The organism is Streptomyces canarius, assembly GCF_014650735.1.
In the GTDB taxonomy this organism is placed as follows: domain Bacteria; phylum Actinomycetota; class Actinomycetes; order Streptomycetales; family Streptomycetaceae; genus Streptomyces; species Streptomyces olivaceoviridis.
Map to the genome: position 1 here is coordinate 39,552 of NZ_BMVN01000035.1, position 18,307 is coordinate 57,858.

General features: G+C 70.3%; 12 protein-coding genes and 1 pseudogene. 4 read left to right on the top strand and 9 right to left on the bottom strand.

Features of this window, described 5'->3' with window-relative positions; translation table 11 throughout:
• Positions 1–479 precede the first annotated feature (479 nt).
• Positions 480–1,580 carry a S8 family serine peptidase gene (locus tag IE294_RS34350; protein WP_189892685.1) on the bottom strand — a complete coding sequence of 367 codons (1,101 nt, stop codon included), beginning with the start codon at positions 1,578–1,580 and terminating at the stop codon, positions 480–482.
• Positions 1,581–1,907: 327 nt separating this feature from the next.
• On the opposite strand from IE294_RS34350, the gene IE294_RS34355 reads away from it, so the two are divergent.
• Positions 1,908–3,482, top strand: coding sequence for a protein kinase domain-containing protein (locus IE294_RS34355; RefSeq protein WP_189892687.1), 1,575 nt, complete (start codon positions 1,908–1,910; stop codon positions 3,480–3,482).
• A 306-nt stretch (positions 3,483–3,788) separates the two neighbouring features.
• Positions 3,789–4,337, top strand: coding sequence for an RNA polymerase sigma factor (locus IE294_RS34360; RefSeq protein ID WP_189892689.1), 549 nt, complete (start codon positions 3,789–3,791; stop codon positions 4,335–4,337).
• 68 nt (positions 4,338–4,405) lie between these two features.
• Here the strand turns inward: IE294_RS34360 and IE294_RS34365 are convergent, their stop codons facing one another.
• The 7 genes from IE294_RS34365 to eccD all read right to left on the bottom strand — a co-directional run bounded on the left by IE294_RS34365 (position 4,406) and on the right by eccD (position 11,595).
• The gene (locus tag IE294_RS34365; RefSeq protein ID WP_268252829.1) at positions 4,406–4,774 is read right to left on the bottom strand and encodes a YbaB/EbfC family nucleoid-associated protein; all 369 of its coding nucleotides are present in this window, start codon (positions 4,772–4,774) and stop codon (positions 4,406–4,408) included.
• The gene (locus IE294_RS49120; RefSeq protein WP_268252828.1) at positions 4,674–7,181 is read right to left on the bottom strand and encodes a hypothetical protein; all 2,508 of its coding nucleotides are present in this window, start codon (positions 7,179–7,181) and stop codon (positions 4,674–4,676) included. The genes IE294_RS34365 and IE294_RS49120 overlap by 101 nt, the downstream gene beginning before the upstream one ends.
• 126 nt (positions 7,182–7,307) lie before the next feature.
• On the bottom strand, positions 7,308–7,784 hold the full coding sequence (locus IE294_RS34370) for a hypothetical protein (RefSeq protein WP_189892693.1): 477 nt from the start codon (positions 7,782–7,784) through the stop codon (positions 7,308–7,310).
• A 127-nt stretch (positions 7,785–7,911) separates the two neighbouring features.
• The gene (locus IE294_RS34375; RefSeq protein WP_189892695.1) at positions 7,912–8,220 is read right to left on the bottom strand and encodes a WXG100 family type VII secretion target; all 309 of its coding nucleotides are present in this window, start codon (positions 8,218–8,220) and stop codon (positions 7,912–7,914) included.
• 70 nt (positions 8,221–8,290) lie between these two features.
• Entirely contained in the window at positions 8,291–8,608 is a 318-nt protein-coding gene (locus IE294_RS34380; RefSeq protein ID WP_189892697.1) for a WXG100 family type VII secretion target, read from the bottom strand.
• Between the two features lie 69 nt (positions 8,609–8,677).
• Complete coding sequence (eccB, locus tag IE294_RS34385; protein WP_189892699.1) at positions 8,678–10,183, bottom strand: type VII secretion protein EccB; 1,506 nt, start codon at positions 10,181–10,183, stop codon at positions 8,678–8,680.
• Positions 10,184–10,188: 5 nt separating this feature from the next.
• Positions 10,189–11,595 (bottom strand): type VII secretion integral membrane protein EccD, encoded by a 1,407-nt coding sequence (gene eccD / locus IE294_RS34390; protein WP_229917578.1) that lies wholly within the window; start codon positions 11,593–11,595, stop codon positions 10,189–10,191.
• Between the two features lie 537 nt (positions 11,596–12,132).
• Here eccD and eccCa point away from each other — a divergent pair.
• Together eccCa and IE294_RS34400 are read left to right on the top strand one after the other, a co-directional pair.
• On the top strand, positions 12,133–16,071 hold the full coding sequence (eccCa, locus tag IE294_RS34395) for a type VII secretion protein EccCa (RefSeq protein ID WP_306433494.1): 3,939 nt from the start codon (positions 12,133–12,135) through the stop codon (positions 16,069–16,071).
• Between the two features lie 34 nt (positions 16,072–16,105).
• Entirely contained in the window at positions 16,106–16,447 is a 342-nt protein-coding gene (locus IE294_RS34400; protein WP_189892703.1) for a hypothetical protein, read from the top strand.
• A gap of 564 nt (positions 16,448–17,011) precedes the next feature.
• Here IE294_RS34400 and IE294_RS34405 read toward each other — a convergent pair.
• Positions 17,012–18,184 (bottom strand): annotated as a pseudogene (locus tag IE294_RS34405) (IS110 family RNA-guided transposase); the annotation flags it as partial.
• Between the last annotated feature and the right edge of the window lie 123 nt (positions 18,185–18,307).

Genomic DNA, 18,307 nt, shown 5'->3' on the forward strand with positions numbered 1-18,307 from the left:
TGGCCGACATGGGCGGCTGCGGAGCGGCGGCAGCCGGAGTCGGGGCGGACGTGGCGATCGACGCACCGGCGCCGTGCGGACCGGCCGGCCCTCCTGGCCTCGCGGCAGCTGAACCCCTGCCGTACTCGGCGGGCGTCGCCGTGGGTTCACTCATCGCGTGCTCTGTCCTCTTCGACGTCGGACTGCAAGGTCGGTGCGGGTCCCAACAGGTCGCCGGTCGACAGGGTGCACACGAGAGGACCGGGCAGGGGAATGCCCGCCCATGGCGACAAGGGGACTGGGACCCCGGCCCTGCGGTGGACCGTACGGTGCGCGGCGGTGTGACCCGAACGCACAGTGCTGTCCTGCGGGGACATCGAGTGACGGAGCCCGTCGTGGTGACCGCCTTGCCGCGCCCCAACGTAACAGCGGCTCCGCGGGCACCTGCCGGTCCTGGCGCCATCGTTCCTCATCGGTCCCGCTGCGGGGCCTGAAAGGGATCAGCCGTGTTTCGCGGCATCCGGCTCCCTCATCGGGGCTCCCGGCCGCCAGCCCCGGGCCCGCCCGCGCGGCACCACCACGACCATTGCCGCCGCCAGCGCGATCACCACGGCCGCACCGCCTGCCACCCCCCAGGCCGGCAGTGCCGAGACGGTGGGTTCCGGCTCCGGGGCGCGATAGGGACGGACCGTCGTGCCCCGGGCCTGTTCGGAGCCCACGGACACGCCAGACACCGCCGCCACCGGGTCGATCATGCCGTACCCGGACAGCGGACCCGGCACGGACCCCGAGGGCCGCACGGCCGTGCCCTGGAGGCGCTCCACGACGTCGCTCGCGTGCAGCGACGGGTCGTACGCGCGCACCAGCGCAGCCGTACCGGCCACATACGCCGCGGCCACCGAGTCACCGCTCGCGGTGAAGTGGCCACCCCCCGGACCGACGCTGATCAGCCGGTCGCCGGGGGCCACCAGATCGGGCGGCGACGGCGTCGGCTTACGCCCGGTCGGATACGGGGCGCCGTCCGCCCCGACCGAGCCGACGCCGACGACGCCGGGAAGGGCGCCGGGATAGGCGGGGGCACTGCTCTGCTCACCGCCAGCGGCGGGAGCCACGAGCACCACGTCGTTCTTCGCCGCGTGTTCGACGGCCGAAGCCAGCCGCTTGCTCGACCTCCCGTACGGCACCGAGACCAGTACGACGTCACAGCCGCCGTCGACCGCGGTGGTGATCGCGGCGGCGATCGAGTCCGCGTCCGTCATTCCCTTCTCCGTGGTGGCGCGCACCCCGAGGATCCGCGCGTGCGGCGCGACCCCGACGAAGCCCACGCCCTCTTCCGGAGCGGCGGCGACGAGGCCGGCGGCGAAGGTGCCGTGGCCCACGCAGTCGTCCTTGCCGTCACCCGAGACCCGGCCCGCGAGCGATGGGACACCACCGTCCACACCGGTGCCCACGACCCCCACGGTCACCCCGTCTCCGAGGCTGAGTTCCTGGGCCCGGCGCAGCCCGAGAGCCTGCTGCGCCCAGGGGGTCTTGGCGACAGTCCGTTTCGACGGGTGGGTGCAGCCCTTGTTCTGGTCGAGCCATTCAGGTACCTGGGGCACTGTGTTCGAGGCCGACGAGGCATGGGGCGGGGCCGCCTGTGCCGTTGTGACGCCGCCTGCCGCGAGGACGGTCGCACAGCTGACGGCGACCGCTGCTCTCTGTCTCCACGTGCGCACTACGGAGTCCTCCGGTGAGGGCCGCCGAGGCAGCTCACGGGTGCTCGGCCTCGGCGGGATGCGGATGTGCGGACGATCGGCCGGTGTCCCCCGGATGATCCGGAGCATGCGGTGGTGAACGCGTGTCCCGCCGCTGTCCCTCGACTGGCTATCGCACCAACATTATGGTGGCACATAATGCACACCATGTTATTCACGCATCATGGAGCCATGCAGCTTTCCGAGAACATCGGCCGCTACCGGCTGGAGAAGCCGCTGGGTGTCGGTGCCTTCGGCGTCGTCTGGATGGCCCACGACGAGCGCCTGGAGGCACCCGTCGCCGTGAAAGTCATGGCCGACAACTGGGCCCGGCGCATGGATCTGTGCCAGCGCTTCCTCACCGAGGCCCAGCTGTTGCGCAAGGCGGCTTCCCCACGTGTGGTGCAGATCTACGACATCGGTGAACTCGACGACGGACGCCCCTACTTCGTCATGGAGTATGCCGACGGAGGCACCTTCGAGGATCATCTCGCGAGCGGGCCGCTGCCCGTCGAGGAGGCGCTGCGATTGGCGGCGGAGGCCGCTCGCGCCGTGGCTGTGCTGCACGACGCGGGCATCCTCCACCGGGACATCAAACCGTCCAACCTGCTGCTCGCCTCCCGTCACGGTGGAGGTCCCGACCGCGTGCTGGTGGCGGACCTGGGCCTGGCCAAGAGCCTGGCCAACGCCTCCGGGCTCACCATGGTGGCGGGTTCGGCCGGATACATGGCCCCGGAACTCGCCGACCCGCAGGACGGTGTCGACGAGCGCGCCGACGTCTACGGGCTGGGCGCGCTCACCCACCATCTGCTCACTGGGGCCGTTCCCGCGGCGTCGGACAAGGTCACCGCGCCCGGCCGGCTCCGTGAGGGCGTTCCCGACCGCGCGGACCGGGCGGTGGTGCGAGCTCTGCGACGGGACCGCGACAGGCGCTGGCCCAGTGCCACGGCGTTCGCAGACGAACTCGACGCCGCAGCGGCCGAGTACGCTCAGCAGGCGGGTGCCCTGCCGGGCGCCGGGCGGCGGCCCTGGAACAGGACGGCCGGCCGCGGTGCGCCCGGGAACAGGGCCCACCGCGGCCGACGGCTCGCACTCGGCGCGGGTGTGTTGGCCGTGGCCACCGCGGCACTGACCGGCTGGATGCGGCTCGACACGACGAGCCCTCCGGACGTGGCAGCCGCCGGCGAGACCCACGCACCCCGCGGCGAGCTCTCCCGGCCGCCCTCGCCCCGCGCGACGGCGTCCCCCGGCCCCCGCAGTTCCGCCTCCGCCGCGCCCGGTGCCTCCGTGGTTCCCGCAGCCTCCCCGAAGGCCGGCCGGACACCGGACGCCGTCGGCACCGTTCGCCGGACCCCAGGGGTCGGACCGGTCGTCGACGACCCGCGTGCCGAGCCGTCCACCGCTTCGCCCCGGCAGGAGACTTCCGCTCCCCAGTGGACGACAACGTGCGTTCAGCCGAACACCTGGCTGCTCACCGGGCAAGCCTGGAGCACCAACCGCACCCGCATGGTGATGCAGACGGACGGGAACCTGGTGATCTACGACGAGAACAACCGGCGCCGCTGGTCTTCGGGTACCTCCGGAAACGGCTACCGGGCTTTCTTCCAGGGCGACGGCAACCTTGTCGTCTTCGACCCCGACGAGGTGCCGCAGTGGCACTCCGGCAGTTACCACCACGACGGGGCGCTCCTGTGCCTCGGTGCCGACGGCAGTGTCAACATCCTCCACAACGACCAGGTCGTCTGGTCGGCCGGCACGGCGCATTGACACCGGGCCGGGAAGGAACGGGTGATACGGACGCCGGACACGGACGACAGGACGCGCGTGACGCCGGCTTGCGCGATGGTGCTCGCCGGCGGTGCTCATCGCGTCGGTCGTCTCCGGTGTCGTACGGCAGGGGGGGTGTACAGGACTCTAGGCGCCGACGCGCTCCACAGGCGCTCAGCCACCCGTGCGGGGCCCGGAGAGGAAACCGGGTCTGCCCGTTCGGCCCTCTGCGGCCGAGTATCTCGTCACCTCGGCCGTTTCCGTCCTCCACGCCGCAATGTGCCCTCGCCGAAAGAAAGTTGTCTCATGCTCCCCTATGACACAGAAGCCCTCGCCCAGCGAGCCGCGAAGGGCGACAGGCAGGCTCTGGAGACCCTCCTCCAAAGGATCAGGCCCGAGGTGCTGCGCCGGTGCGGTCGCTTCCTGCCCAACCGGGAGGACGCGGAAGAGGCAGCCCAGGATGTGCTGTTGCACGTGGCCCGGAAGATCGACACTTTCGAGGGGCGCAGTCTGTTCAGCACCTGGCTGCACACCGTGGTCGCCAACGCCGCCCGTCAGAAGTACCGAGAGCTGAAACGGCGGACTGCCGAACAGCCGCTGCCTGCGGTGGACGTGCACAGCCCCGATCCGCGTACCACGAGTGTGATCGCGGGCTCGCGGCTCGATCTGCTGGACGCCCTCGAACGACTGGAACGAGAGCATCCGGCGCTCGTGGCACCGTTGGTGTACCGCGACCTGTGCCAGATGGAGTACGCCGAGATCGCCGAACGTACGGGTCTGCCGCTGGGCACCGTCAAATCCCGTCTGCACACGGGTCGCCAGTACGTACGGCAGTGGTTGCGGGCCGGGCCGTGACGACGGACCGGCCGGCCTCCCCGCAGGAGGCCGGCCGGTTGCCGCTGTCTTCCCTGGCTCTTCCTGCCTCAGTCCGTCTTCGGCTGTCCCGGCAGCCTGCCGTCGATGAACGCTTCGAGCATCTCGTGCAGTTCGTCCTGATAGGAGGAACCGCCGAGTATGTCCTTGACCGCGTCGAGGTTCCCGTCGGTCTCGCCGAAGATCTCCTTCATCTGGTCGGTGACGTCCTTCTGGGCCTTCGCGATGGTCTCGGTCACTACGGCGGACAACTCGGACGGTGCCATGGAGCGGTAGCGCGAGGAGTTGAACTTCAGCTCCGTCAGGGTGCCCCTGGCGTCAACCGTTACGGTTACCAGACGATCCTTGGACGTGGCCATCGCGCTGATGCCCGACAGTGCCTCCCGCGCCTGGCCTGCCCGCGCCAGTGCCTCGTCCAGTTGCGACTGGGCCTCGTCCAGGTATCCCTGCAACGGGTTGCTGACCACGTGTACCTCCTGTGGGAACGGATTGTTGTGGAGTGCTGCCCAGGACGGTGGGCGCGAGATCAGGATCGGTGCCCCAGACGGCGGAGTCCTCGGAGAGCCAGACGGAACGCTCGCGCTCCTTGTTGTTCTCGCCTCCCGTACCGCCCATCCCTCCCATACCAGGCGTACCGCCCATCATTGGCATGTAAGGCGCTTGTGGGCTCATACCGGCTGCGCCTTGCCCGGCACCCTGCCCCGTGCCCTGCCCGGCGCCCTGGCCGGTGCCCAGTCCCGCGCCGGCGCTGCCGTACGCCTCCTGGAAGCCGCTCGAGGACAGGCCCTGCTGGGGGAAGTCGTAGGACTCGGCGCCGTAGCCGTCCGGCTCGTAGTGGCCAGTGCTCGCCAGTGACTGGAAGCCCCCTTCCTCGTAAGTCGGTGTGCTGTAGCCGGGACCGAGGGCCTCGCCGCCGTCCGGGAAACCCGCGTCGTACTGTCCCGAGTCGTAGCCGGGCACGTCCGGGCCCGGACCGCCGTACGTGCCTTCACCGGGACCGGATCCGAACGTGGCCTCACCCGTACCTGGGGTGTACGTGCCCCCATGGGGGCCGGGTGGGAGACTCGTGAAACTCTCGCCCTCTCCGGGACGGGGTATCAGGTCGTCGAAGGAGGGGAAGTCGTCCTGCGGCACGTCGGGTGCCAGGACACCGCCCGCGCCGTCGTTCGTCTTGCCGCCTCCCGGCTGCTGGGTGGTGGGTCCTCCTGTGCCGCCGGTCCCGCCCGGGCCGCCGGTGAAGACGCTACCGGGCGGAGTGAGAGTCGGGAACGTGCTGCTGTTGCTTCCTGGGTCTGCGCCAGGGGGAGCCAGGCTCGGGAAGGAGTTCCCGCTGCCGGGGTCGAAGGCGTTGGGATTGTCGAGGCCGCCCGCGCCACCACCGGTCCCGCCAGGACCGAAGCTCGAGCCGCCGAGCTCACCGTCCGGGGGAAACAGGGAGTCGAACGTGTCACCGGCTCCGGACCCACCGGCTCCCATGCCTCCGGCTCCGCCGCCACCGGTTCCGGGGGGAGCCGGGTTGGTGAGGTTGCCGCCGGTCCCGGTGCCGCCGAAGACTCCCTCGGAGCCGAGGCCGGCGCCACCGCCGCCACCGGTTCCGGGGGGAGCCAGGTTGGTGAGGTTGCCACCCCCGCCGAAGACCCCCTCGGAGCCGAGGCCGGCGCCACCGCCGCCACTGCCACCGCCGGTCCCGGGGGGCTCGAGACCGTCGAACGTGCCGCCTCCGCCGGTACCGCCCAAGCCCTCGGGGCCTCCGCCTCCGCCGGCGCCGCCCAGACCCTCGGGGCCTCCGCCCCCGCCGGATCCACCGAACAGTTCATCGGCGTTGATCCCCCCACCGCCTCCGCCGGCGCCTTCAGAGCCCCCACCGCCCCCGCCGCCGCCGTTGAGACCATCGAGGTTCTCGCGATCGGGCAGGTTGGCGCCGTCTCCCCCGCCCTTCTGGTTCTTGTTGAGGATGTCGTCGACGGACTTCGGATTCGCGGGGTTCCCGCCGAGCGCGGTCTGAATGACGTTGTTCAACGGAACCAGCATCATCTGCGCCCGGGTGTATCCGTCGGTCAGCGCACTGACGATGCCCGACACGGCGGCGTCCAGGCGCTGCTGCACCGCGGAGTGCCACTTCTCCTTGACCAGCCGGTCGACGGCCATCCAGGTGTTGGCATCTCCGGCACGACCCACATCCACACCGTCGAGCTGTACGTAGGCATTGCCCCCCGTGGTATGGATCAGCAGGCCCTGCGCGACCTGTGCGGCCGCTGCCTCGGGTGACCAAGCCGGGTCCGACAGCCAGTCGTGCAGATGGGTGGCGGCGCTGTTGCGTGCTTCCCTGAGCGCCAGCTGGGCCTGGTCGACGGCTGCCGCGTAACCTCCGCGCCCCCCGCTGCCCGAGACCGTGTCCTGGATGTGCTCGTAGGCGAGAGCCACGCGGCCGATGATGTCGCCGAAGCCCGAAGCCGCCAGGCCCTCCCAGCCGTCGTGCGGGAGCGCGTTGTTCCACGTCCTGACGTTCGGACCCCACTTGTCGAAGTACTCGGCGACCGCGGAGACCTGTCGGTGCCCCTCGTCGAAGCTGCGGGGGCTCGCGACTTCCGTCCCGTTGCCGTTCATCGCGTCGAGCGCCATGACACTGCCCTGGTAGTAGCGCCACCAGCCGCCACCGGAGTCGCCCTCGCCGCCGCCCTTGACGCCTGCGTAGAGCGCGAAACCCGCCCAGGCGTCGTAAACGTGGCCCATCTCTCCCATCACTGAGTAGCGGATGGTTTTGACCGTGTTCGCGACTTTGGGCCGCTTGGCCATGTTGAACCCGTAGACCCAGGTCGGGGCCATCACCTCTTCCGCCGCCGGGATCTTTCCCGGGGTGCCGGGCGCCGCGTCCTTGTCGGGGACGAAGATGTTGATCAGCTGGTTCCACTGGTTGTAGTCAGGCATGTTCGTGCTCCGGGCTCGACACCGCTAGGGCTTGGTGTTACCGGAACCGGCGTTGGTTCCGCCGGTGTTGGAGCCGGGACCGCCGCCCGTGCCGCCGATGCCCGTGGTTCCTCCGGGGTTCGCCATCCGCGCCTGCAGATCCTGGCTGACGACTTGTCCGAGCTTCTTGTTGTCCTCGAGGTTCTTCTCCTCGACCTTCTCGAATGAGGCGTGATTGCCCCGCATCGTCTCGGTGAACGACATCAGCATGGTGTCGTTGAAGACGAACTCCCCGTTCGCTCCTTCGCACGCCTTGAGGAACGCTTCCTCGAATGCCTTGGCCGGCGCGAAGCTGGGATTGCCCGCACGGATCTTCCCCGTTTCGTCCTTGTATCCCTGGAGTGTTTGCTGGTGTGCCAGGGATTCTCTGCGCATGCCAGGCAGATAGCCTTCCGAGGTCCCGTACTCCTGGAGGGTCTCGGGAGTGAACTTCGTGGTACCCGTGTTCTCTGACTTGGGCATCCGGTGCTCCGTTTCGGCTCTGGTCGGTACCTGGTGGAAGAGGGTGGGGCGTGTACCGGACGACCGGTCGTGATGTCGGATCGGCGGGGGGGCGCCGAAGTCACGTCGGCGCCCCCCGCCCGTGGGCTCAGCCTCCGGCGGACTCCCACTTGGCGCCCTCGGTCCGGTCGGTGAGCTGGTATTCCTCAGCGCTGGTGGCCAAGGTCGTGGTTCCGGTGGACAGGGTGTCGCCCATCTTGCCGACCAGCTGCATCCACTTCACGTGCTCCGCGTGATAGCTGCGGGCCATGTCACCGTCGATGTTCTGGATGACCTGGGACACGCGGCTCTGCAAATCGTTGATCTGCTGGCCGATGCTGTTGGTGGCCTGCACCAGGACCTGGTGGGCTTCCTCCGCCTGTCCGTAGGTGATGGAAAACGAACTTCCGTCTGGCACGACCGTCTCCTTCTTGGTCTTTGGCTGTGTGGATCTGGTGGCCGTGGACTTCTCGGTCCGGCCGCGGTGACTAACCGTTGATCATGCTGTGGAAGCGCCGGGCGTTCTGCAAGGCGGCGTTCTCCTGCGAGTTCATGTTGCTACGCGTACCGGCCAGCGTCGACGCGAACGTGTCCATCATCTGCCGCAGCTGCGCGTACTGCTGCTGCCACGCCTGCAGTGCCTGGTGGAACGCGTTGCCGGCGTTTCCCTGCCATGCGGAGATCAGCGTCTCGGACGCGGATACGGCATGGGCGGTGATCTTGTCGCACTGGTCGAGCGTCGTCTCGATCGCCTGGGCGGCCGCCTGATAGGCGCTGTCATCGGCGACTGTGCGTACGGGGCTCATCGCACTCCTGCCTTTCTCTGAATTGGCTGCGGTGGCCGGAGCGGTTCTCCGGTCACCGGGGTCATGGGGTCATGAGCCGGTTCGCCTCGCCGGGCCGCACTCGGGGTCGGGCGAAGCGGGCTCGGGCCCGGACAGGGCCGGGTCGGCCGCCCGGTCCGGGTCGAGCACGGGTCCCGTCGGCAGCAGCCGCAGCAGTGCCGACGGCAGCCGTACGAGGTTCTGGTCGGGGTAGGAGAGCAGGCCGGAGACCGCCGGCGCGGCCAGCGGATACTTGATGCCGTCGTCGGTCACCAGGTATCGAGCGCCGCTCGTAGTGGTCCCGCCCGACAGGGGCGTTGCCAGGATGCCGCTGCCCGGGCGGACGGTGATCGCGTCGGGGCCGGGACAGCTGGGGGCCACGCCCTGCCGCGTCCCCACGGGCATGCCCGTGGCCTCTGCGGCCGCTACTCGCACGATGGACTGGCGGGGTGCGGCCTCGCCCGGCGTGACCTGGAGGCAGGGCACGCTGCCGGCCTGCGGCGCCAGCGCGGCGGGCGGACGTACGGGCAGCGTGTCCGCGCCGGCGCGGGCGGCGGTGCCCTGCGGTGCCATGTGCTGTGCGGCCTCGTCCGGCGGCACGGTCATGACCGTCGGCTGCTGCCCCGCGTAGGCCTTCTGGCGGGTGCGCGGGTCGCCGCGCAGCAGCTGGAGCTCGGTGAGGGTCAGGGGTACCAGACCCGCCCGGTCGAGCAGGTAGTACTGATCGGGGGAGCCGGGAGTGCGTACGACGAAGAGCTGGCCGACGCGGCTTAGCCGGCCGCCCAGCCGGGGGCCCGTCGAGCCGGAGCCCGGCACCGTCCACGGGGCGAGGTCCGCACCGGCGGGGATCGCGGAAAGGAACGCGTCGTCGACGGCGAGCGGTTCGACCGTGCCGTAGCCCAGGGACTGCAAGGCGCCGTGTGCGGAGTCCAGCCGGAAGCGGGTGCCGTGCCACAGCAGGAGGTCGGTGCTCTGTCTGCCGTTGCGAGTGGTCACGAGCAGCGCCTCGTTCTGCCCCAGTTCGGGGGCGTCCTGCGGCGTGACGCCCGCGATGAGCGTGGTGGTGGGCACGAGAGCGCCGTCGTCGGCCGGGCGCGAGGTGGCGCACACCCGCCAGGGGGCGTCGGTGAGCCGGTCGGCCGCGGGCAGGGAGTCGGGTGCGCCGGGAATGCCGATGGGTGTCCCGCGGGGCACGTCGGCGAGGGTGCTGCGGGAGACCTGCTGGACCGTGCCCTTGTCACCGGTGACGAGCTTTGCCGAGGTGTAGTTGATCACCGGGCGCAGCGTTCCGGCGCCGTACACATAACGGGCTCCGGTCTCCTTCTCCATGATCAGCACGCCCGGCCGGCGCCAGGCGTCGGAGTCCTTGGGGAGGAGCAGCCCGACCACCATGAAGCCGGCGCAGATCAGAGCGCCTATGACGAGGCCGATCACGCCGCCGCGACGTGTGCGGTTCATCGGGGTGTCGACGGCGTCCGGGTCGGCCATGAGCATGCCGGAGGTCAGTCGGCCGACGGTGAAGGTATAGGCCTGGACCTGGTCGCGTCTGGACTGCACGGCCGCTAGCTCCACATCTCGCGGAGCACCGGGAGGACACCGAGATCGACCAGTACCAGGGGGATCAGGGCGATCGCGGCCAGGGAGTGCAGCAGATCGGCGGCCCGGCCCCAGTAGGGGATCAGCCTGCGGCCGGGTACGTTCCAGGCGGCCAGGACCAGCACCGCGCAGGCGGCGGCCGCCACTACCAGCACGGCCAGCCGGTACGGCGTCCCCGCGTGCCGGACCGCCTCCACCGGCAGCAGCAGCGCGCCGTAGCACCCGGGCAGGGCGATCGCCAGCTTCTGCCGGGCACTCGCCATCCCCCGGCTGTGGAGCATCAGCAGCGCACTGAGGACACCGCCAACGGCGTACGGTGCCCACCCGCTGCCCGTGGACAGCGCGGTCAGACACACGGCGCAGACGATGCCGCAGGCCAGGTAGAGAGCCGTCATGTAGCGGTCGGCGGCGGTGGTCCGGGTGAGGACGCCGCGCGCCGGGAGCGGGTCGATGCCCTCCTGGAGCTGTTCGGCGTTGGTGGGCAGTGGTGGCAGGCGCAGCCCGGACAGCCGGAAGGACAGGACCGGTATGAAGGTACCGAACAAGGCCGTGAACGCCGCGACGGTGCCCGCGCTCTCGGCCGGTGACAGGCCGGCGGCGAGCGCGAGGACCCCGGCAACGGCCGTGATCAGGCAGAGCAGGACGACGGTCGAGAACAGGGCCGCCGCCGCGGCCGCAGCCGAGAGGGCGAGCACCGACCCGCCGGCGGAGGCCGTGGCGGCGGCCAGCATGCGGGCGCCGTTCAGTTCGGTGCCCGGTGGACCGGCCGGGACCAGCCAGCCCGCCTGCCCGAAGAAAGGCACCGCCAGCAGTCCGAGGGTGGTGCCGGTGACGGCGTCCCCCATTGCCCGGGACGCGGAGAACGTGCCGAGCAGCAGCGTGACACCCAGTCCCAGGGACAGCGCCATCCGCAGACCAGTGCCGGGCAGGGCGAGGAGGACGGCGAAGCCGGCGGCCAGAGCGCCGCCGGCCACACCGAGCAGCAGCCACCGGGTGAACTCGGGCCGCCATTGGTCGCTGCGTTCCGACATGCCCGTGGAGACACCGTCGATCAGATCGTCGAAGTGGACCGGGGGCAACTGCTCGCTGCGCGGCCGCAGATACACCGTCTCGCCGTCACGCAACTCCAGCTCCGTGGGCGTGCTGTCCTCGTCGAACGCCTCCGCGCCCAGCCGTTGCAGGACCCAACCGCCATACTCCAGACCGGTTTCGTCGAGATCGTCGCCCTCGGCTGTGGCGTGGCTCACCAGTACGGGCAGCAGCTCGGCCAGCGGTACGTCGGAGGGCACGGCGATGTCGATGACGCGGCTGGGAGCATGCACCACCAGTCGTGTCAGATCGGCGGCGATGACGTTGGCGTTGGTTGTGCTCACGCGGCGTTTCCGTTCCCGGGCGGGCCGACAGGTCGGCCTGGGCGGCCGAAGAGCCGACACGGGCCGTGGGGGTCATGGCAGGACGGCAGAAGTGGGTCAGCGGTGCCTGTTGACGGCTTCGGAACAGCGGTCGGGTCCATGGCGGGACTGCTCCGTGCAGTGGGACTCACGCTAACAACGTCCAGCCGGCACCCTCTGCGCCCGCCGTGGATCGTTCCTCAACGGCCCCGCCTCGGGGCCTGAAAGGGCCCGCCGGTCCAGGCCCCCGTACCGGCGGCCCTACGCTGAGGACGCGCTCTTGGCACAGCTCCTCGGGGCGAACAGAAGCGGATCCCTCACGTACACACAGGGTGTGCCATGCGCGGAGATTCGCGGACGATGTCGCGGACGTCCCGACGGCTGTGAGGTGTTCTTGGCGACGGGCCAGGCCGGCCCCCGGCGGCGGCCGGCAGCGATCCGGAACGGGGCGCCGAATGGGAAGGACCTGGTGTGAGTCTCCTACTGTTCCGTCGCCCGCCGCGCAGGCCGGGCCCGGAGGTGCCCTCCGGGCAGCTTGAGCTACAGGAACCGCCCGTGCTGCCCGAGCGACAGAACGGGATGTCGGCCCTGCTCAGCTACATGCCGATGGCGATCATGTCGCTCAGCATGGTGCTGCTGTACGCGCGGCCGGGCGCCACCGGCGGCAGCGGCGTGTACACCTATGTCATCGGCGGTGTCATGGTGGCCTCCACGGCGGTGATGCTCGTCGCACAGATCATGCGCTCGGCCGGCGAACGCAAGCAACGTGTGGGGGGCGACCGCCGGGACTATCTGCGTTACCTGACCCAGATGCGGCGTCGCGTGCGTGAAGTCGTCGCCCGCCAACGGGACGTGCACGCTTGGCGCAATCCCGAACCGGCCGCCCTGTGGTCCGTTGTGCGCACCACGCGCTTGTGGGAACGGCGCTCGGGGCACGGCGACTTCGCCGAGGTCCGGCTGGCCGTCGGCGAGCAACGGCTCGGCGTACGGCTGGCGCCCCTCCAGACCAAGCCCGTCGAGGACCTGGAACCGCTGGCCGCCCATGCGCTGCGCCGCTTCATCCGCGCCTACACCTCGGTCGCGGACCAGCCCATCGCCGTACATCTGCGGGCGTACGAGCGGGTGCAACTGCGCGGGGACACCGCCGCCGCACGCGCCATGGTGCGGGCCGTGCTCGGGCAACTCGCCGTCTTCCACGCACCCGACGAACTGAACATCGCCGTCTGCTCGGGCGCGGACGAGACCGCGTACTGGGAGTGGGTCAAATGGCTGCCGCACGCGCAGCACACCATCACGAGCGACGGCGCGGGGCAGCGTCGGCTGATCACCCGGTCCACCGCCGACCTCGAGGAGGTCCTCGGCGAGGGCTTCACCGGCCGACTGCGCTTCGACCCGCAGTCGGCGCCCTCGACCGAGGAACCCTTCACGGTCATCGTGCTGGACGCCGCCGAAGTGTCCGCCAACTCACGCCTCGCGAGCGGCGGTTACCGCAACGCGGTGGTCGTCGACATCAGCGGTTCGCTGCCCGTCGAGGCCGGCCCGCACATACTCAGCCTCGAGGTCGACCCCGAGCAGCTTCAGATGGTCGGCCAGGATCGCACCGGGCGGGAGAGTCTCACCCCGCTGGGCCGCCCCGATGCGCTCAGCCTGGTCCGGGCCCGGGCCCTGGCGCGATTGATGGCGCCGTACCGCATGCACATGGGCACGGAGATCGCCGAGCCGCTCACCACGGACTTCGATCTGACCGCCCTGCTGAGCGTCCCCGACCTGTACACCTACGACATCCCTCGGCTCTGGGAGAACCGCAACCCCGGCCAGAGCGACCACCTGAGGGTGCCCATCGGCATCGCCGAAGACGGCTCGCCGGTGGAACTGGACTTCAAGGAGTCGGCGCAGAGCGGCATGGGCCCGCACGGCATGCTGATCGGCGCCACCGGCTCCGGCAAGAGCGAGCTGCTGCGGACCTTGGTGTCCGCCCTGACCCTGACCCATTCGTCCGAGGTGCTCAATCTCGTACTGGTCGACTTCAAGGGCGGCGCCACCTTCCTCGGCATGGAGAGGCTGCCCCACACCTCCGCCGTCATCACCAACCTCGCCGACGAGGCGGCGCTGGTCACCCGTATGCGCGAAGCGGTGCACGGTGAGCTGATCCGACGCCAGGAACTGCTGCGCGCGGCCGGCAACTACAGCTCCCTCCTGGAGTACGAACGGGCCCGCCTGTCGGGCACCCCGCTGGAGCCACTGCCGTCGCTGCTGGTCGTGGTCGACGAGTTCAGTGAGCTGCTGGCCGCGCACCGCGACTTCATCGACCTGTTCGTCATGATCGGCCGCCTGGGCCGCAGCCTCGGCGTCCATCTGCTGCTGGCTTCGCAGCGCCTCGACGAGGGCCGGGTGCACCAGCTGGAGTCGCATCTGTCGTACCGCATCGGTCTGCGTACCTTCTCCGCCATGGAGAGCCGCGGCGTCCTCGGCGTTCCGGACGCCCACCAGCTGCCGTCGGCGCCGGGCAACGGCTATCTCAAGAGCGACCAGGCCACCCTCACCCGCTTCAAGGCGGCCTACGTCTCGGGGCCGTACCGGCCCAAGCACCAGAAGGCGCAGACCGCCGGCGGGACCGGCGCCGTCGTGCGCTTCGACGCCGGCTATGTGCTGCCGACACAGCCGGCCGCCTCGCCCGCGGCGCCGCTCACCGAACCGGAGCCGGAGCCGGACGAGAACGCCGAGAGCCTGCTCCAGGTGGCCGTCGGGAGGCTCAGCACCTGGCCGGGCGCCCGGTCGGCCCACCGTATCTGGCTGCCGCCGCTGTCCATCCCGCCCACCCTGGACGGGCTGCTCGCCGTCGACGGGGACCTGGTCGCCGCGCCCGCGGACAACTACCACGCCCCCCGCCCGGAGGGCGGCGGTCTGCGCCTGCCCGTCGGTATTGTCGACCGCCCCTTCGAGCAGCGCCGCGAAGCGCTCGTCGCGGACCTGAGCGGCGCCGGCGGACACGTCGGCATAGCGGGTGGACCGCAGAGCGGCAAGAGCACCCTGCTGCGCACCCTGATCACCGGACTGGCTGTCACCCACACGCCGAAGGAAGTGCAGTTCTACTGCCTGGACTTCGGCGGCGGCAGCCTCGCCCAGCTCAAGGCGCTTCCGCACCTGGGCACCGTCACCGGCCGCATGGACGAGGAACGCATCAGCCGTACCATCGGCGAGATGGTCTCCCTGCTGGCCCGCCGGGAAAGGGAGTTCGCCGCCCACGGCATCGACTCGATGGCCACCTACCGCCGCCTCAAGGCCGCCGGGCGGTTCCCCGAGGACCTCCACGGAGACGTGTTCCTCGTCATCGACGGCTGGACGATCCTGCGCCAGGACTTCTTCGAGCTGGCGCAGACCGTCACCCAGCTGGCTGCCCGGGGCCTGGCCTACGGCCTTCACCTGATGGTGGCCTCGCCCCGATGGGCGGACTTCCAGTCGGCCCTGCGCGACCAGATCGCGAGCAAGTTCGAGCTGCGTCTCGGTGACCCCGTCGACTCCATCCTGGGCATGCGCGCCGCCCAGGAGGTGCCGCGCATCGCGGGCCGGGGCATGACCGAGGACAAGCACCACTTCTTGACGGCCCTGCCCCGCATCGACGGCAACGCCTCGGTTGCTGACCTGGGCGAGGGCACCCAGGCGTTGATCACGGCCGTGAACGAGGCCTGGGACGGTCCTTCCGCCCCCGCTGTACGGATGCTCCCGGCGACCCTCACGGCCCGGGAACTGCCCCCTGCCGAGGGGATCAGGATCCCGCTGGGAGTCGAGGAGAACGAACTCGAGCCGTTCTGGCACGACTTCGACACCAACCCGCACCTGATCGTGATCGGCGACACGGAAAGCGGCAAGACCAACCTGCTGAGGCACCTCGCCCGGTCCATCGTCAGCCGGCACGGCAGCCGTGAGGCCCTGTTCGCCATGGTCGACCTGCGGCGCGAGCTCTACGACTCCGTGCCCGAGGAATACCAGCTCAGCTATTCGGTATCGCTGGACGCGGTGCGCGAGATGATCGCCGCGGCCGCCGACGCCATCAAGGCGCGGGTGCCGGGCCCCGAGATCACCCCGGACCGGCTGCGCGAACGCGACTGGTGGAGCGGCCCGCAGGTCTTCCTCGTCATCGACGACTACGACCTGCTCGGCACCGGCGGATACGGGCCGAGCCCCTTCGACCCGATCCTCGAGTACCTCAGCCACGGCGCGGAGATCGGGCTGCACCTGATCGTCGCCCGGGCGGCGGGCGGCGCGGGCCGCGCGATGAACGATCCGCTGCTGCGCCGTCTCATCGAGGCCAACACCCCGAGCGTGCTGCTGTCCTGCCCGCCGTCGGAGGGAGTCCTGTTCGGCGACGTGAAGCCCCGTGAGTTCCCGCCCGGACGCGGCTACTGGATCTCCCGGAGGCGAAAGACCCAGGTGCAGACAGCACTGCTGGACGAGTAGTCCAGCCCATCCCCTAGAGAAAGAGGTGATTCGCGTGGCGCCGGACAAGTACGCTCTGAACCCCGAGGGGTTGCTTTACCACGGTCGGCCGCTGAAGGACGCCCTGCCGGAGTTCCTCTCCGCGGAGCGAAAGCGGCTCGGCGACCTGCTCGCCATGGAGCGGCCCGAATGGTGGGACGACGAGATCGGCAGGACCTTCACGCGCGCCTTCCACGAATACGGAAACATCACCATCACCCAGCTGGACAAGCTCATGGAGGCGCTGCGTACCGTGGCCGACCTGACCGACGGAACGGTGCGGAGCAACCAGGAGACCGAGGAGCGAAACATCAAGGCGGCGCAGAACTTCGGCGGCAGGACCGGCGGAACCCATTGAACGAGGCGCGCACCTCGCGCTGGGCGGGGGCGCCTCCGGCGCCGTGGCACGGTGGGATCCCGGGCGCGTCTCTGCCCGGCCCGGGTTCGTGAGGGGGCTGGCGGGGGCTTGTCCGCGGTGGGTCCGTACGTGGGCTGAAGGCGTTCGTCTCGGCGTCCGTACGGACCCATCGGCGTCGACGGGCCCAGAACTGCGCTCATCGTTCCGCTTGGCGGGCCAAGTACGGCATCGTCCGCGGCCCCCGCAGCATCAGGGACACGGGCCCCCGTACCCGCTCAGCGCTCGGGCCGGGAGCCGGCTCCCTACGAGCACGACGCGCGCAAGCAGCGGATGCCCGTTCTCGGCGCACCGGCCGGGGGACCGTTTCCTCAACGGTCCCGTCTCAGGGCCCGAAGGGGACCGGCGGCCCGGCGTGATCCTCCTTCGGTCGTACGGTGACCTTGTCTGCCGGGCGCGGCAGTCCGCCTCGGTTCGCTGGAGTCGCGGCAACCACTTCTGCTGCCCGAACGGGAAACCGAAGGGTGGTGCGGGGAACGCGTGGACCGCAGAAACCTGTGGGGCGGGTCGGGGGTCGTAGAAGGCGCCGTTGCGGAGCATGGCGAAGAGCACGTCGGCTCGTCGTGTCGCGGGGCAGAGGAGGGCTTGGGTGTGGTGCTTTCCTTGAGCGATCTTCTTGTCGTAGTAGGCCCGCGAGACCGGGTTGGCCAGGGCTGCGAACGCGGAGTGGAGGAAGGCTCGTTCGAGCTGCTTGTTTCCTCGGCGGGAGGGTTGTTCGCCGCGGATCGAGGAGCCCGAACTGCGGGTCGCGGGAGCCAGTCCGGCGTAAGCGGCGAGGTGGGCGGCGGACGGGAAGCGGCTGCCGTCGGCGACGTCGATGAGGATTCGGGTCCCGGTCCTGACGCCGATGCCGGGCACGGACGTCAGGACCTTGGAAAGAGGGTGGGCCTCCAGCAGTTCCTCGATCCGTGTGGCGAGGAGTTTGCGCTGGTCGAGGACTGCTTGGAGCGAGCTGGCGAGGCTGGGGACGATCAGGGCGACCGCGTCCGTGCCGGGGACGACGACGGTCTGTTCGTCGAGTGCGGTGAAGATGTCCTCGATCAGTCGCCCGGCCATCCGAGGAGCCTTGGGGCGTATCAGGTTGACCAGTCGGCGCCGTCCGGCTGTGCGGATCAGGGCGGGGGAGCCGAACTGGTCCAGCGGTCCGAGGATGGCCGGGTGCTGGATGCGCGGGCCAAGGACGCGTTCGAGGTGCGGGTGGATCTGGGTGAGCGGGCCCCGGAGGCGGTTGCTGATGCGTGTGGCCTCGCCGGCCAGGTCGTCGTCGAAGCCGACGATCATCTCCAGCTCGGCGACGGTCTCCTCTTCGAGGTCGGTGGAGCGGAGTGTCTGCGGCATCGACCGGGCGGCGTCGGCGATGACGAAGGCGTCGCGGGCGTCGGTCTTGGCTTCGCCGGGATGGAGATCGGCGATCCGCCGCATCGTGAGGCCGGGCAGATAGGCGACCTGGCAGTCCATGTCGCGGGCGACTGCGATGGGCAGGGCGCCGATGGAGGCTGGCTGGTCGACGACCATGAGCACGGTGCCGTGCTTGGCCCGCAACTTCACCAGAACTTGCTGGAGTCTGGGCTCACTGTTGGGCAGCCGCCTGTCGAAGGCTCTCTTCCCGGTCGGGGTGACGGCGGGGGCGTGGTGTTCGCCTTTGCCGATGTCCAGGCCGAGGTAGAGGCCGACGGTCATGCCCCTGATCAGCGGTCTGATGCCTCCGGAGCTGGTGACACCACCCCCCGGGCCATGCGTTCGACAGGGGGAACCAGCCATGCCGGCCCCAGCGGCAGGGAGCCCCATTGCGAGGCCACGAAG